Annotated in this window: 17 protein-coding genes; 9 read left to right on the top strand and 8 right to left on the bottom strand. The window is 67.9% G+C overall.

Features of this window, described 5'->3' with window-relative positions:
- The first annotated feature begins 8 nt into the window (after positions 1–8).
- From OHA99_RS19535 to OHA99_RS19525, 3 genes are all read left to right on the top strand, one after another.
- A complete protein-coding gene (locus OHA99_RS19535; protein WP_405696956.1) occupies positions 9–1,130 on the top strand; it encodes an adenosylhomocysteinase in 1,122 nt (373 codons plus the stop codon).
- 5 nt (positions 1,131–1,135) lie between these two features.
- Positions 1,136–1,678 carry an NUDIX hydrolase gene (locus OHA99_RS19530; protein ID WP_405696954.1) on the top strand — a complete coding sequence of 181 codons (543 nt, stop codon included), beginning with the start codon at positions 1,136–1,138 and terminating at the stop codon, positions 1,676–1,678.
- A gap of 215 nt (positions 1,679–1,893) precedes the next feature.
- The gene (locus tag OHA99_RS19525) at positions 1,894–2,334 is read left to right on the top strand and encodes a hypothetical protein (protein ID WP_355287982.1); all 441 of its coding nucleotides are present in this window, start codon (positions 1,894–1,896) and stop codon (positions 2,332–2,334) included.
- A gap of 355 nt (positions 2,335–2,689) precedes the next feature.
- Here the strand turns inward: OHA99_RS19525 and OHA99_RS19520 are convergent, their stop codons facing one another.
- From OHA99_RS19520 to OHA99_RS19490, 7 genes are all read right to left on the bottom strand, one after another.
- Positions 2,690–3,130: a site-specific integrase gene (locus tag OHA99_RS19520; RefSeq protein WP_366506527.1), complete on the bottom strand. Its 441-nt coding sequence runs from the start codon at positions 3,128–3,130 to the stop codon at positions 2,690–2,692.
- 62 nt (positions 3,131–3,192) lie between these two features.
- Positions 3,193–3,555, bottom strand: coding sequence for a hypothetical protein (locus OHA99_RS19515; RefSeq protein ID WP_405696952.1), 363 nt, complete (start codon positions 3,553–3,555; stop codon positions 3,193–3,195).
- Positions 3,556–3,776: 221 nt separating this feature from the next.
- Complete coding sequence (locus OHA99_RS19510; protein WP_405696950.1) at positions 3,777–4,589, bottom strand: hypothetical protein; 813 nt, start codon at positions 4,587–4,589, stop codon at positions 3,777–3,779.
- A 487-nt stretch (positions 4,590–5,076) separates the two neighbouring features.
- Positions 5,077–5,304, bottom strand: a complete 228-nt coding sequence (locus tag OHA99_RS19505; RefSeq protein ID WP_405696948.1) for a DnaB-like helicase C-terminal domain-containing protein — start codon at positions 5,302–5,304, stop codon at positions 5,077–5,079.
- Positions 5,305–5,433: 129 nt separating this feature from the next.
- On the bottom strand, positions 5,434–5,814 hold the full coding sequence (locus OHA99_RS19500; RefSeq protein WP_405698977.1) for a DnaB-like helicase N-terminal domain-containing protein: 381 nt from the start codon (positions 5,812–5,814) through the stop codon (positions 5,434–5,436).
- Between the two features lie 844 nt (positions 5,815–6,658).
- A complete protein-coding gene (locus OHA99_RS19495; RefSeq protein WP_405696946.1) occupies positions 6,659–7,204 on the bottom strand; it encodes a Pycsar system effector family protein in 546 nt (181 codons plus the stop codon).
- A 110-nt stretch (positions 7,205–7,314) separates the two neighbouring features.
- The gene (locus OHA99_RS19490) at positions 7,315–8,247 is read right to left on the bottom strand and encodes a hypothetical protein (RefSeq protein WP_355287990.1); all 933 of its coding nucleotides are present in this window, start codon (positions 8,245–8,247) and stop codon (positions 7,315–7,317) included.
- Between the two features lie 776 nt (positions 8,248–9,023).
- Here OHA99_RS19490 and OHA99_RS19485 point away from each other — a divergent pair.
- The 6 genes from OHA99_RS19485 to OHA99_RS19460 all read left to right on the top strand — a co-directional run bounded on the left by OHA99_RS19485 (position 9,024) and on the right by OHA99_RS19460 (position 13,325).
- Positions 9,024–9,299 (top strand): plasmid pRiA4b ORF-3 family protein, encoded by a 276-nt coding sequence (locus OHA99_RS19485; RefSeq protein WP_405696944.1) that lies wholly within the window; start codon positions 9,024–9,026, stop codon positions 9,297–9,299.
- A 104-nt stretch (positions 9,300–9,403) separates the two neighbouring features.
- Positions 9,404–9,685, top strand: coding sequence for a CopG family transcriptional regulator (locus OHA99_RS19480; RefSeq protein WP_405696942.1), 282 nt, complete (start codon positions 9,404–9,406; stop codon positions 9,683–9,685).
- A complete protein-coding gene (locus tag OHA99_RS19475; RefSeq protein ID WP_405696940.1) occupies positions 9,682–10,107 on the top strand; it encodes a PIN domain-containing protein in 426 nt (141 codons plus the stop codon). The genes OHA99_RS19480 and OHA99_RS19475 overlap by 4 nt, the downstream gene beginning before the upstream one ends.
- 673 nt (positions 10,108–10,780) lie before the next feature.
- The gene (locus OHA99_RS19470) at positions 10,781–11,149 is read left to right on the top strand and encodes a hypothetical protein (protein WP_405696938.1); all 369 of its coding nucleotides are present in this window, start codon (positions 10,781–10,783) and stop codon (positions 11,147–11,149) included.
- Between the two features lie 122 nt (positions 11,150–11,271).
- Positions 11,272–12,105 (top strand): MIP/aquaporin family protein, encoded by an 834-nt coding sequence (locus OHA99_RS19465; protein ID WP_194280298.1) that lies wholly within the window; start codon positions 11,272–11,274, stop codon positions 12,103–12,105.
- An 86-nt stretch (positions 12,106–12,191) separates the two neighbouring features.
- Complete coding sequence (locus OHA99_RS19460; protein ID WP_054103098.1) at positions 12,192–13,325, top strand: glutathione-independent formaldehyde dehydrogenase; 1,134 nt, start codon at positions 12,192–12,194, stop codon at positions 13,323–13,325.
- On the opposite strand, the gene OHA99_RS19455 is transcribed toward OHA99_RS19460, so the two are convergent.
- On the bottom strand, positions 13,316–14,128 hold the full coding sequence (locus OHA99_RS19455; RefSeq protein ID WP_405696936.1) for a hypothetical protein: 813 nt from the start codon (positions 14,126–14,128) through the stop codon (positions 13,316–13,318). The two genes, OHA99_RS19460 and OHA99_RS19455, sit on opposite strands and share 10 nt — an antisense overlap.
- Between the last annotated feature and the right edge of the window lie 64 nt (positions 14,129–14,192).

The raw sequence follows: 14,192 nt of genomic DNA, 5'->3' as shown, positions 1-14,192 counted from the left end.
AAACTGAGATGGAAACCTTCGAACGCGCCAAGCTGGACGCCTACTTCGCCCGGATCGCCGCTCAGTTCGCCTCCGACGAGCAGACCTCGTCGCTCCTGATCACTCACCTGTTGGCCGAGCGCCCCGCATTCGTCCGTGCCGTCGCCTCGATGACCCGGCTCGCGGCGGTACTGCCCAAGCCGAAGTCCGTCCACCCGGCCGCCCAGCGTGAGACCGAGCGGACCGTCGCCGTCGACTCACTCACCCGCGAACTGTTCACCGACCCGGACACCGCACTGGACTATCTCGAATCCCGGGCTGCCGGGGAAACCGTCGCCCTCCTCGATGTCGGCGGCTACTTCTCCCCCACCCTCGCCGACCTCCACAGCCGCTTCACCGGCCGTCTGATCGGCGTCGTCGAGGACACCGAGAACGGCCACCGCCGCTATGACGCCCTCGACAAGCTGCCCTGCCCTGTGGTCTCGGTGGCCCGCTCCCCGCTCAAGGATCCCGAGGACTTCCTCGTCGGCCAGTCCGTGGTGTTCTCCACCGAGGCCGTCATGCGCGGCCGCGGCGACATCCTCCACGGCCGCCCCGCCCTGGTGATCGGCTTCGGCAAGCTCGGCTCCTCCATCGCCAGGCTCCTGCACGCCAAGGGCGTCCAGGTCACCGTCTTCGACATCGACCCCGTCCGACGTACTCAGGCCCTGTCCCAGGGCTTCACCGTCGCCCGCGACCGCGAGACCGCTCTCACGGGTGCCGGCTTGGTGCTCTGCGCCACCGGCGCGGTCTCCCTGCGCGGCGAGGATTTCTCCCACCTGCGCAACGGCGCCTACGTCGCCACCGTCACCTCCAGCGAGGACGAACTCGACCTCGCCGGTCTGCCGGACGTCTACACCCGCACGGTCGTCGGCGACCACGTCACCCGCTACCAGACCACCGGCCACTACTTCTATCTGGCGAACGGCGGCAACGCCGTCAACTTCATCCACGGCGCAAGCGTTGGACCGTTCATCTTCCTGGTCCAGGCCGAGATCCTCGCCGCGATCAGGATGCTCACCCGCGGGGACCTCACCCCTGGCATCCACGAGGTCTCCGCACCTGACCGCGAGGCCATCGCGGCGACCTGGCTCTCCTACTTCAACAGGTGATCAATATGCCCATCACGGCCCAGCACATCCGCACCACCATCAACGCCTACCTCGACCAGCACCCCGAGGACAAGCGCGAGATCGCCGTCGTCCAGGGCCTCCTCAACGACAGCGACGACCTCACCAATCGCAAGACCCTGCCCGGCCACGTCACCGCCGGCGCGATCCTCGTCGGCCGCGACGGCCGCGTCCTGCACATCCTCCACAACGCCACCGGCAAGTGGCTGCTGCCCGGCGGCCACATCGAGCCCTCCGACGACACGCTCCTGCAGGCCGCCGGCCGTGAACTGGCCGAGGAGACCGGCATCCCGCCACACGTCGTCACCCCGCAGAGCGAGATCCCGCTGCACATCGACATCCACCCCATCGACGCCAACCCCGCCAAGGACGAGCCCGCCCACCAGCACTTCGACTTCCGGTTCCTGTTCCGTACCACCGCCGACATCGGCGAACTGCAGACCGATGAGGTCACGGATGCCGCGTGGCGCACGGTGGAGAGTCTCGCCGACGAGCAGCTGAGGCAACGGGTCGTCCAGGCGCTTCTCTGACCATCCAGGAACCAGCGACTCCCAGCGCACGGCCAGGATGCCGCCGGGGCAGCGGCTTCGGAATCCGTTCGGAAGGCTGTCGCCGCTCAGCCCCGCTGCCTGCGACGAGCGCCCCTGAGCCGCCTTCGCCAGCACGAAATCTCTCAACTCCCTCCAATCTCGGCGAGATTGCCCTATTCTTGCGACAGCTGACTTTCTCATCGAGAGGAAATCTTGTGGCAGACAACGAAGTGCCGCGCGTTCTGCGGCTAACGTTCGAGTTCACGGTGCCGAAGGGGCTCCGCGTGAACATCCGCAACACCCGTCGGATGGCTGCCGTGAAGGCACTCGTCGCGGCGGTGGAAGCCTTGGGTGCGCGCGAGTTTCCGTGGGCGCAGACAATGACCGTCCGGCACGAGTGGATGTACGCCTGGCACGACGAGACGGAGGAACGGGAACTGCCCCCGTCCGCGCAGAACGGCGGGCTCGCCGCTCTTGGTCAAGATGATCTCGGGTTCGACGAGGAGAGCGGGCCGTGGACCCTTGCCCAGTTGCAGCGCCTCGGGGCGAAGGAACTGCGGGCTGTCGCCTTGGACGTGGGCTTTGGCCGGACAGAGGTTGAGGACGACCCGGAGGTTCACGCGCTGATCGCCGTCTACGCGGACGACGAAAAATAGTCATTTGCCGCGACCGGGTCGGCGCCTATGCCGAGGAAGCCAGAACCGGAACCCCGCAGGCGACGAAGGTCGCTGAAACCTGGCACTTGTGGCGGAACATCGCCGAGGTCCTGGTTAAAACGGTCGGCTCCCACCACGGATGTATCCGGGAGTCGTAAGCCGAGCCCCCTGTTATGGCGGAGACGATCGTCCAAGCCCCGGTCGCGACGGAGCAACGCGAGCCGATGCCCGCGCCGCTCGTTCCGCCCGACGGCACGCTTGACGTGCTGGGCCAGCCGCGGCGCCTGGTGGGGTGTGACCGAGATACGCGCCAAAAGGGCAACGGGATGATCTTGAAGCCCTGATGCGCTCGGACTCACCTGCGACGCCGGGCGGCGGGGCCGCGTTCGGCGACGCGCCGGGCGACCGAGTCGACGCCGGGGCGGGCGTAGCGCTCCAGGGAGCGGACGGAGGCGTAGCGGGAGCGGGCCAGCAGCATCGGGGTGGAGGTGCCGTCCTCGGCATCGTGGGTCAGGGCACCGTGCCGGAGCCGGTGAAGGGTCCAGCCGTCCGTGTCCTCGATGTCCTCGGGTGAGGCGAGCGGGTTGGCCAGCAGCAGGGTGTTCTCATCGAAGATCTCCTCGGCCCGGCGGTAGAAGAGCCGGGCCCGGCCGGTTTCCGGGCACACGTCGAGCGTCGGCGTTCCGGCCGGAGCCTTGCAGTTGGTGAGGAACAGCGGGCCGCGGGTCCGGCGGCCGATGAGGCGGGGCAGGAGCTGGGCGGCCCCGTACGCCGACCAGCTGACCGCCGACTTCATCGCAGCTACTCCTCCTCCCCTCGAGGATGCCGAGAAGTAGGGAGCTTCCGCCTCACCAGCGTTCATCGCCTGCGGTTCAGCGACACCACCGTGGTGACGATCAGCCCGGCCAGCGTGGCGATGCTCAGGGCCACCGTCAACGGCTCCTTGAGTACCGGGTACGCGTGGACGAGGAACGCGCCGAACGCGCAGGCCATAAGCGCGACCACCACCCCGATCACGGTCACCGGCACCACCCACCCCGCCCGATCGGGAATGGACGGAGGCTCGGGCACCGGTGCAGGAACATCATCGGGCTGGGTCATGTTCGAAGTGGTGGCCATGTTTTCCCCCTGGGGCGGATGACGGGCGGAGCAGGTGGTGCTCCACACCTTGGGTTCGGGCTGGGTGCGCAGACAGCGTGGACCGACGAAATCGGCGGCCACGGTGTGGAGCGGGCCGGAGCAGACCGCACTCCGACCGTTTGTGTCCCGGGGTGAAGTCCGGGGTTCGGGCAGCACAGTGCGACGCGGCGGGGTTAGCCGCGCAAGCGGCCGTCACACCGCGCTGGAAGAGCTGGACTCATCACTCAACAAAGGAGTCGTTTACCGGCCGGGCTCACCCCGTCTCAGCGGCAGGACGCGGGCGGTACCGCTGAAGCTCTGTGTCAAGCGGTGGCGGATGCGGTGGATTTCTTCACCGGTGCCTTGCGCGACTTAGTGATGGGGGCGCGCTGGTACTTGTGGGCGATGGTGAAGCCGGCGGGCGCGAGCGGCGCCTTCTTCTTGAAGGGCTTCTTCTGGACGAGCCCGAGTTCGACGAGCTGCTTCAGGCCGCGCTCATGGGTGTCGGCGGACCAGCCGTACCACTCGTCGGCCTTGTCCCCGGGGAAGGACGCCCAGTCCTTCTCGTTCTCGCGGGCGACGACCAGGAACAGGGCCAGGCCGGGCAGACTCAGCTTCTCGTCACGGCCCTGCGTCCAGAACGTCGTCGGGATCTGCAGGAAGCGGTCCTCTTCAGTGTCTCCCTTGGGCCGGTCGTAGGGCTTCCCTGTGCCGTCCTCGCGCAGCAGCGTCACCTTGATCTTGGTGCCGCTGCGGCTGCACTCGATGAGGGTGCGGTCCGCCAGCCGGCGCAGGGCACGCCAGGCGCCCGTACGCGCCGACTGACTGGTCGCGGTCTCGTGGATGTCCATCAGCCGCGCCCACACCGCGCTGTCGTGCTCGGTCGTCCAGCCATTGTCCCCGTTGCTGCACGCGGCCACGATCATCAGGTAGGCCCGAAGACCCCGCAGGTCCCTGCCGGTGACGAAGTCCCTCAGGGGCCCGTGCCGGCTATCGCCCCCTTTGTTCGCCTGCACGAAGGTCTTGCGCAGCGGCACGTTGGCCCGGATCGAGCGCTTCAGAATGGCCGCCCGGGTGTCCCGTCCGGTCGCCTCATTTTTCTGCACGTCCTGCATGGCTAGGGTTGTCGTCTTCATGGCTCAGACGGTAGCTGCGCCAGCATCCAACACCCAAACGATTCATCCGCGTTGAAGCAGACGGACTGTCTCATGATCATGGATGTGCCAGCGGGGGTATGAAAGTGCCAAATGTGAGATCCACTGGAAGGACCGAGTGAGAGGTCAAGCTGAGAGGACATCTGAGATGACTAAACCTCTCGGGAGTCGGGACACCTCAGCTTCGGACTCTGCACGCCCGGACGCCGTCCTCCAGCGCGACAGCGAACCCTGCCGACCAACTCACCCTCCTGGACTGCGCGTCCGTCCTAAAGCCTGGCCTGCACGACCCCTCGCCACCCTGTGCGGCGATCTCACAGCCGAACTCGGCCGCCGCCAACCCGGGAGCCCGGGGATGGCTGACACACACCCAGAAGGGCACACAGGGGCGCTAGATCACGTCTGGGACATGTCGGTGAACTGGCTGCAGTGCCCGAGGAACGCGACGGTGATCGTGGCGGTGGGCCCGTTACGGTGGTTGGCAACGATCAGGTCCGCTTCCCCGGAACGCGGTGATTCCGATGTCAAGGGCCAGGGTCGACTTGCCCATGGCGGGACGGGCACCGATGACGATGAGCCCGCCGGTCAGCGAATCGAGGTCCTCCAGGCCGGTCGGCACGCCGGTAAGCGCCACGCCGCCGCCGTTGCGCATCCGGGTCTCCAGGCTGCCCCAGAACACCGGGACGTCGATGCCCACGGGTGCGTAGCCGGAGGTCTGCTCCGAGCCCTTGAGCGCGTCCAGGAGCTCCGCCTCGGCGGCTGAGCGGATTTCGTAGGCCGCCCTCCCCCGACACACCGAGCTGTGCGATCCGGCCGCCCGCCGTCGTCAGGCTCCGCAGCACGGCCTGCTCGTGACGATGTCGGCGTAGTACGTGGCGTTCGCCGCCGTGAGCACCGCCTGCACCAGAGTGTGCAGGTACGGCGCCCCGCCGGCCTTCGTGAGCTCGCCGCGCTCGGCAAGCTCGGCCGCGACTGTGATCGGGTCGGCGGGCTCGCCGTTGACGTACAGGGCCAGGATCGCCGTGTGGATCGTCTCGCGAGTAGGCCGGTGGTAGTCCCGCGGCTGCATCGGGCAGTCCAGGATGTCCGCGATCGCGTCCTTGCCCAGGAGCATCGCTCCGAGCACGGACATCTCCGCCTCCAGGGCCTGCGGCAGAACTCCTCCACTACTGCCCTGCTGGCGCGGGAAGTCGTCCAGTTCGGGCATCGCGGTCACTGGGCACCTCCAGCGGCTCGAGCGGCCTGTAGCCGGGCGAGCAGCCCCATGCCGTCAAGCGGCTCGAGCTCAGAACGCCCCCGGTTCAGCCGGTTCATCTCCACCCGCCGGCACGGCGAGCAGTCCCCTTCCCGGAATGCCGGATGCCGCACACACATCCCCTCGGGAACAGCCGGACGGCCTGCCCCACGCCTGCCATGATCGGGGGCCGGGTGGAATCGATCTGCTTCGTCAACAAAGTCCACGTGGGCTCGGCCGCCATCACCGCCGCTCCTGCTATCAGCCGCGCCACGTCCACGCCGCTCTTCAATAGCTCCTCGGCCTCCTTCGTGAACGTAGCCGTCCGGGAAGAGGACGCCACCAGACCATGCCGAGCACGCCCAGCCGCCCACTCCCCAGCGATCCGCTCCGCTGGAGGCTGCTCCTGGTGCCCACGAGGCTCAGGCGCCCCACCCCCGGCGCAGCCGCCTCCTGCACCCATCTCGACGCCGCAACCCGTCGCGTCCACGACTTCGCCGAGATGCTCCACCACCTTCGGGGAGACCACCTTCCCGACTGGATGGACCGCGTCCTGGCCGACGGCCCCCAGCACTGCGCTCCCTGGTCAACGGCCTACGACGCGACTTCGACGCCATCACCGCCGGGCTTTCTGCAACATGGAGCTCGGCCAGGGCGAAGGCCACGTCACCCGCGTCAAGCTCCTCAAACGCATGAGCTACGGCCGAGCCAACCTCGACTCCCACGCCAACGCGTACTCCGCAGCCCATGAGCCTGCGGCATCAGAAGATCCCCGACAGAGCCGAATTGCGTGACCGTCGACAGACATCCTCTCCCATTAGTGAGTGGCAATGATCAATGCAATCAGGGCCAAGCAGACGAGACCTACACGCAGAGCCCGGATCGCACGGTTAGCCCACAGATATTTCCTATTCGCGACGAGGGAGTTTGCGTGCACCTGAAGAGCGATGTGATCAGTAATTTCTTGGTCGTTGCCCGTGAGTGCAGCCAGCACCTGCGCGTACGTCGGCGCATCGTGCTCGTATAGACGCTTGACGTCGCCGTAGAACAGCAGATTCGTGGGGCTTCGCTCAGCCTCAGACTGCGCTGGCTCAGTCTCGTCTTCGCTAGGAGGCACACGCCGCCCCGCCCACATGCCGCGCAACTTCGAGCGCAGCGCACCACTCAAAGGAGGTTTCAGCTGGGGTGCAAGAGCTGCCATGGCAAACAGTCCGGCAAGAAAGATCGCAAGGCAACCGACAACCGCAACGAGGTCAAGGATGAATCCGGGGCTGCTCTGGTCTTTGAGCAAGTTGTAGGCGACCCCGCCGGCGACTCCAGCAGCGGCCAGGGTTGCAACGCTCTTAGTCTCGGCGTGCTTCACCCAGTCGTTGACCAGGCTTAGCGCCTTCCATGCGTGCTCCGGCTGGAGGGTACTCGGGGTAGGGGTGCTCTGCCCGTCCTCCCCACCATCTGGGGACGCTTGCTGCGGCATCACGAGGAAAACCCGGCACGTCGCGCCCGGAGCGCTTCGCGTTCCTGTTGCGCCTTCGACCAGATGGCCTCGCGCATGCGCGCTGAAGTGGCCGCCTTCTTCAAGTGACTGACGTCGTCACGCCTCTTCTCGCCGCGTAGGACGGCTGCGCAGTACTCCTCCCCATGGACCGCGCACCAAGATGAGTGCAATACACGCCCCTGAGCCTCTGGATCTCCGTCAGGGAGCCGATCGATGGTGTGGTCTACCCATAGCGTGCCGGACGGTCCCTCGCCGCAAGGGCAGGTGTAGGCCAGGTAATCGTTCTTCTCGATTCGATCCCACACGCTGCCGGTAACGGCCATAAGGTGTCGATCGACTGACTGTGCCGCTTTGGCTGCGTAGTTAACAGCCTTGCCCGCCCAAACTGGCTCCTGCTGGTTGACGTTGCGCGGCGTACCTACCCGCTTTACGAGGAGACGGCTGGATGCGACACCGACCTTGTATCCTGTGCTAGGCAATTCGGGGTCATTCGGCCACCGGGCTTCAAGCCGCTTCACCAAGTCAATGCTGAACCGTTCGACTGTGATTCCGGCGGTCAGCGCGCGCTCGTACCGACGGTCCCCCCAGAAGAGTGCAAAGGCGCCGTCACCCTGAATCGCCAGGAAGTCAGCCTCGAACTCATCGAAGATCCTGACGACTCCACCTGTGCTGGCCTCGTAAATGCTGGCGGTGCTCGCAGCCCATTTTCCGGTGCCCAACTTGGTGGAGCCCTTCAAGTCCGCGACGACGGCAACCGCGTCCGTGACCTTGTGCCATTTCCGCGCGGTGATCGGCAGTGCCGACACGTCGAGGCCGTGCCCCTTGTCCACCACTTCCGGGGTGGACGCGAACTCGTCCTTCGCCTTCTGGTCGAGCTCCTCGATTAGGTCCTCGAGTTTTACGTCAGTCACGGACATCCCCTCCCGCTCGGTCCCCCGGCTTCCACGGTACGGGAGGGGTGTGACAAAGCCTGGCGAGCGCAAACCAGCCCGTTCCAACCAGCCGTGGACTGCGAGGCCATGGCCCACGCCCCTCCTGCCGCCCGCGTGGACGTGGGAGGCAACTGGCAGCCCGGTCGAACAGCGTTCTGGTCTCAGTTGTGGTCTCGTTCACCTCCGTCCAGGGGCACCCGGAAGCCCTTCCGCCTCCCGCTCCGTCGCAGGCCAGAACGTACACGACCTCCCCCGAACCCCCGGACGAACATTTGGAAAGCGTGTTGGGGGCAACCCCTCACGAGTTCGAATCTCGTATCCTCCGCCATTGCTCTCACCGGGCAATACGTCGAAGGGCCCCGCAGGTTGCTGCGGGGCCCTTTGACGTGCCCTGGTCTCAGTTTTAGTCTCGTTTACTTACGACCTTCGCGACATTTCACCCGGGCGTCGTGACGTGGCTCCCTCTCGGCGGTCATTCCGGTCGGTCTGCACCCCGGGACCTGGCCGAGGGTCGCTCCCGCTCCGCTCCTGGATTGCAACGTAGTCGTAGTTGCCCGTGCCGCAGGTGGGTTCGAGGGTCTGGACCACCGTGCGCGGGCTGTCGTAGGGGCCGGAGGGGCAGAAGGGCCTACCGTCCCGGCCGAAGCCGACGGCGGGCCGGCCACCGGGCGGGGAGCCCAGGTGTGCTGCGGCGTCGGCGAAGCCGCCCGCGGGCTCGAAGCCGAGACCGCGGGCGTGGGCGGCCCCGCGCATACATGTACGACTTCAGGGACTCCTGGGAGCACCTCATCACCGTGGAGCAGTTCCAGACCGCCGAAGCCGGGGGTCACTACCCGCGCTGCGCGGACGGCGCCGGGGCGTGCCCGCCCGAGGACTGTGGCGGCACCCCCGGCTACAGCGCCCTCAAAGTAACCCTCGCCAACCCGGCGCACGAGGAACACCACGCCATGCTGGAGTGGCTCGGACTCCGGTCCGCCACGGAATTCCCCCTGACCGTTTCGCGCCCGACGAGGCCAACGCGCGACTTCTGAGCCTCACGGCACCTTGAAGGGCGTGAAGGACGAGCCGTCCAGTCACGTCCCCTTTCGCGGCACACGTTGGTAAGGGGACGAATACCAGGAGTATGGTCTGCTGTATGGCGACAACCAAGAAGGTAACGGTGACGATCCCCGAGGATCTCCTGGACGAGATCCGCGCGGAGGCGGCAGAGCGGGGCCTGTCCGCATACGTCACCGAGGCCCTGCGCTTCAAGCGCGACCGGGACCGGCTGCGCGAACTGTCCGACTGGCTACAGGAGGAACACGGCCCCCTCAGCGAGGATGAGCGCACGACCGCGCTCGAGGAACTGGAGGAACTCGATGCCGAGCACGAGCGCCGCCGCGCCGCCGCAAGCCTCAGTGCCGGAGAGGCCGCGTGAAGAAGCGGGCCACCGAGCAGAGGCAGCGCCCCTTGCGCGTCTTCGTACTCGACTGCGAAGCCCTGTCCCTGGCCGTGCGCGGCGACCGGCAGATGATCGCCTGGCTCGACCTCGCGGCACGAGGTGAGGCCGAGGTGGTGACTTCCCCGATGACGCTGGTCGAGGCGTACGACGGCAGAACCACGGAGCAGCGCTGGGACTGGGTGCTCTCCCGGCTCAGGGTCGCCGACATCGGAAAGGACGAGGCACGCCAGGCTCGCCGCCTGTTGGCTGACGCCAAGCTGCACGGCCACAAGTACGCGATCGACGCGGTGCTCGCCGTCGTCGCGCGCCAGCAGAAGGGGCAGGTCACCGTCTTTACCTCGGACGTGGACGACCTGGAGAAGCTGGTTCCGGAGTCGATCGTCGTCAAGAAGGTGTGACCCGGCCCCCCGGTCTCAGTTCCGGTCTCATTCGCCCCCGTCCAGCGCCGTTCAACAACCGTCCGACGCTGGGCTCCGTCCCAGGTGAGGACGCCCCTGTCCCCCGTCGAACACCAAGACGAACATTTGGAAAGCGTGTTGGGGGCAACCCCTCACGAGTTCGAATCTCGTATCCTCCGCCAGTGCCTCACCGGGCACGATGTCGAAGGGCCCCACCGTTCGCGGTGGGGCCCTTCGACGTGTCTCAGCGACAGACTCACGGACTGGTCATTGACCCCCCTGCCCGTGGACGCCAGGTGCCGGGCGCCGGGTGCCGGGCGCCGTCGTGGGCTTTCACGACGTTTGTGGGCACATGTGCCCTTGAGGAAGACATGAGGTGGGATCGCGCTCACCCGCACCACCGGCGCCCAGGGCCTGCGCGACCGGCTCGCGGCGCTGCCCTCGTCGCCCACCGCTCAGCAGACGGCCAAGCCGCCTACGATCCTCTGGCGCTTCATGAAGGGCACGCACGCAGGTTCGAAGGTGCGGGAAGCCGTTAAGGCGTTCATCGGCATCAGCGCCCGTCCTCATGCTGCTTGCCCGTCTGGGCACCGAGCGGCGGCACTGGCGCCACCGCAGGAAGGGCGGAGTGGCACCCCGGAAGCGTGACGACATCAGGCTCGGACCCGGTCCGGTGTACTCCGTCGCCGCGCTGGCCCTGGTCGCGGCAGCCGTGTTCAGCGGTATCGACTTCGGCGTTCTCGGTGTGCTGGTTCCGGGCTACGCCGCCCATTCCGTCATGCTGCTCGGCACACACGGCGACCACAAGCCGCTCAAGGGGCGGCACGAGACGCTGGCCTACGTGCTGGCCGCGCTCGGTGGGGCCGCCGCGGTCGCGGTCGTCCGACCACCCGCACCACCCGCACCACCGGTGCTGGGCGCACGCATGCCGGGTGTGCCCAGCACCGTCTTCGTCCGGGTCGTTTCATTCCTTCTTCCCGGGCCCGGCATTGCTCCGTCGAGGGGAATTCTCGCGCGCCAATCGGTGCATTCTCCCGGTTGAGCGGCCGGGCGGCGTTTTGTGCGGGTATGGAGCGGATTGGTCTGTTCCGTTCCAGTGAAGGAGGGCCGGTGGCCGAACGGGTGGTTCATCGACGCGGTTATCGAAAGGGTCTCGGCGGGGAGATGTGCGCCGAGTTCCTGGGGACGTTCGTCCTGATTCTGTTCGGCGTCGGTTCGGTGGCCGTCGCGGTCGCCGGGCTGCCGGGGTCCGGTCGGCAGACCGCGGACTTCGGCCCCGCCAACTGGCTCATCATCTCGTGGGGCTGGGGTCTCGCCGTCGTGTTCGGCGTCTACGTGGCCGGCGGCATCAGCGGGGCGCACCTCAATCCCGCGGTGACCCTCGGGTTCGCGGTGCGGCGGGACTTCCCGTGGCGGAAGGTCCTGCCCTACTGGCTCGCGCAGGTGGTGGGCGCCTTCGTCGCCGCCGCCCTCGTGTACGCCTGCTACCGGTGGGCGATCGACGCGGCCATCGCCAAGGCGGGCGAGACCCGGGAGACGTCGCTGACGACGTACTCGATCTTCGCCACGTTCCCCGCCGAGTACTTCGGCGACTCCTGGTGGGGTCCACTGCTCGACCAGATCGTGGGGACGGGCATCCTGCTGTTGCTGATCTGCGCGCTGATCGACACCCGCAACACGGCGCCGAAGGCCAATCTCCACCCGTACCTCATCGGACTCGTCGTCGTCGCGATCGGCCTCACCTTCGGCACCAACGCCGGGTACGCGATCAATCCGGCCCGCGACTTCGGCCCCCGCCTGTTCACCTTCTTCGAGGGCTGGGGCGACATCGCCCTGCCCGGCACCTTCCAGTGGTTCAGCGGCTACTGGTGGATCCCCATCGTCGGCCCGCTCATCGGCGGGGTCGTCGGGGTCCTGGTGTACGACCTGCTCATCAGCCCGGTGATCAAGGCCAGGCTGAGCGAGCGCGAGGAAGGGCCGGCCACCGAGGAGCCCTGATGCGACCGATTTGCCCCTTCTCGTCCATCGGAGAACCATGAGTAGTGGGTCACGGGGGAATCGACGGGCGTACGGAGGTCGCGATCATGAAGGCTGTCGTCTACAAGGGACCGTTCTCTGTCGCGGTCGAAGAGGTGGACAGGCCGGACATCCAGCACCCGAACGACGTGGTCGTGCGCGTCACCTCGACCGCCATCTGCGGGTCCGACCTGCACATGTACGAGGGGCGCACCGCCGCGGAGCCGGGCATCGTCTTCGGTCACGAGAACATGGGGATCGTCGACCGGGTCGGTGAGGGCGTCACCGGGCTGAAGGAGGGCGACCGCGTGGTCATGCCCTTCAACGTCGCGTGCGGTTTCTGCACCAACTGCGCCGCCGGGTACACGGGTTACTGCACGACCGTCAATCCCGGCTTCGCGGGCGGCGCGTACGGCTATGTGTCCATGGGCCCCTGGCAGGGCGGCCAGGCCGAGTACCTGCGCGTCCCGTACGCCGACTTCAACTGCCTGAAGCTGCCCGAGGGCGACGCGCACGAGACCGACTTCATCCTGCTCGCCGACATCTTCCCGACCGGCTACCACGGTTGCGAACTCGCCGACGTCCGTCCCGGCGAGAGCGTCGCCGTGTACGGGGCCGGTCCGGTCGGGCTCATGGCCGCCTACTCGGCGCTGCTGCGCGGCGCGAAGAAGGTGTTCGTCGTCGACCGCGTCCCGGAGCGGCTGCGCAAGGCCGAGGAGATCGGCGCGGTCCCGGTCGACTTCTCCGCGGGCGACCCGGTCGAGCAGATCAAGGAGCAGACCGGGGGCGCCGGCACCGACAAGGGCGTGGACGCCGTCGGATACCAGGCGACGGCGGGCGGGACGGACAAGGAGGAACCGGCGACCGTCCTGAACTCGCTGGTCAACACGGTCCGGCCGACCGGAGCCCTGGGCGTTCCCGGGCTCTACGTCCCGGCCGACCCGGGCGGTCCGGACGAGCAGGCCAAGCAGGGCATGCTCCTCGTCGCGATCGGCAGGCTCTTCGAGAAGGGGCTGCGGGTGGGGACGGGGCAGTGCAACGTCAAGCGGTACAACCGCCAGCTGCGCGACATGATCGTCGAGGGCCGGGCCCGGCCCAGCTTCGTCGTCTCCCACGAGCTGCCGCTGGACCAGGCGCCGTCCGGCTACGACAAGTTCGACAAGCGGATCGAGGGCTACACGAAGGTGGTCCTTCACCCCTGACGGCGCGGGTGCCGGCGCAGGCGCAGGCGGAACCACAGCGCCGCGCACCCCGCCAGGGGCACGGCGGCCAGGGGCACCGTCCACCACGGGACACGGGTCCACACCGCCGCGAAGCCCACCGCGAAACACACGCCGAACAGGCTGAAGAGCACCCACCTGCCGTACGGCTCCCAGGTCAGGGACCCGTGGTCCAGGGGCCTGGCCAGGCGTACGGCGCCGAACACGAGGCATTGGACCGCGACGAGGCCGGCGAGCACGCCGACGGCGGCGTTCATCTGGAGCTCGTCGCGGGGCGCCTCCAGGGTGTCCTGCCGTACGCCGTCCCCGGCGAGCACCATGATCTCACCGCGCCAGGCGGTGGCCGTGACCCGGTCGCCGGGCCCGAGCCGTTCCAGGAGCGGTCCCGAGCCGTTGAAGTGCACGGTCCCCCGCCAGGAGTCCCGGTACGTCAGGGTGGCGTCGTGGACGGACTCCTTGCCGGCGGTCCGGTCCACCGTCTTCTCCACGGTGAGGCGCCAGGTGCTCAGGCAGTCCGTGTCCCCCATGGTCAACGCGCTCGACGGGCACGGCTCGGCCGCGCGGTAGTCCTGGTAGCGCTCGCCGTCGGAGGGGAGCCACCAGGTGAACACGAGGCAGCAGGCCACCGCCGAGGCCAGGGACAGCAGGATCAGCAGGACGCCCGTGCGCCGTGCCCGGCCCGGCGGCCCGTCCCCGTCCGCACGCCGTGCCGTGGCCCGGGCCCGTGCTGCCGTCGCCGCCCGCGGCGCCGTCGTCTCCTGTGGTGTCTTCGCCCTCGGTCTCATCGCCCGCCCCCTCTCCCGGCAGCTTCCGTCAGCCGGGAACCGGAACACAACGAGGCGGGGCGGC

The organism is Streptomyces coelicoflavus (assembly GCF_045041415.1).
GTDB lineage: Bacteria > Actinomycetota > Actinomycetes > Streptomycetales > Streptomycetaceae > Streptomyces > Streptomyces coelicoflavus.
This window is presented reverse-complemented; position numbering and strand designations above follow the sequence as displayed.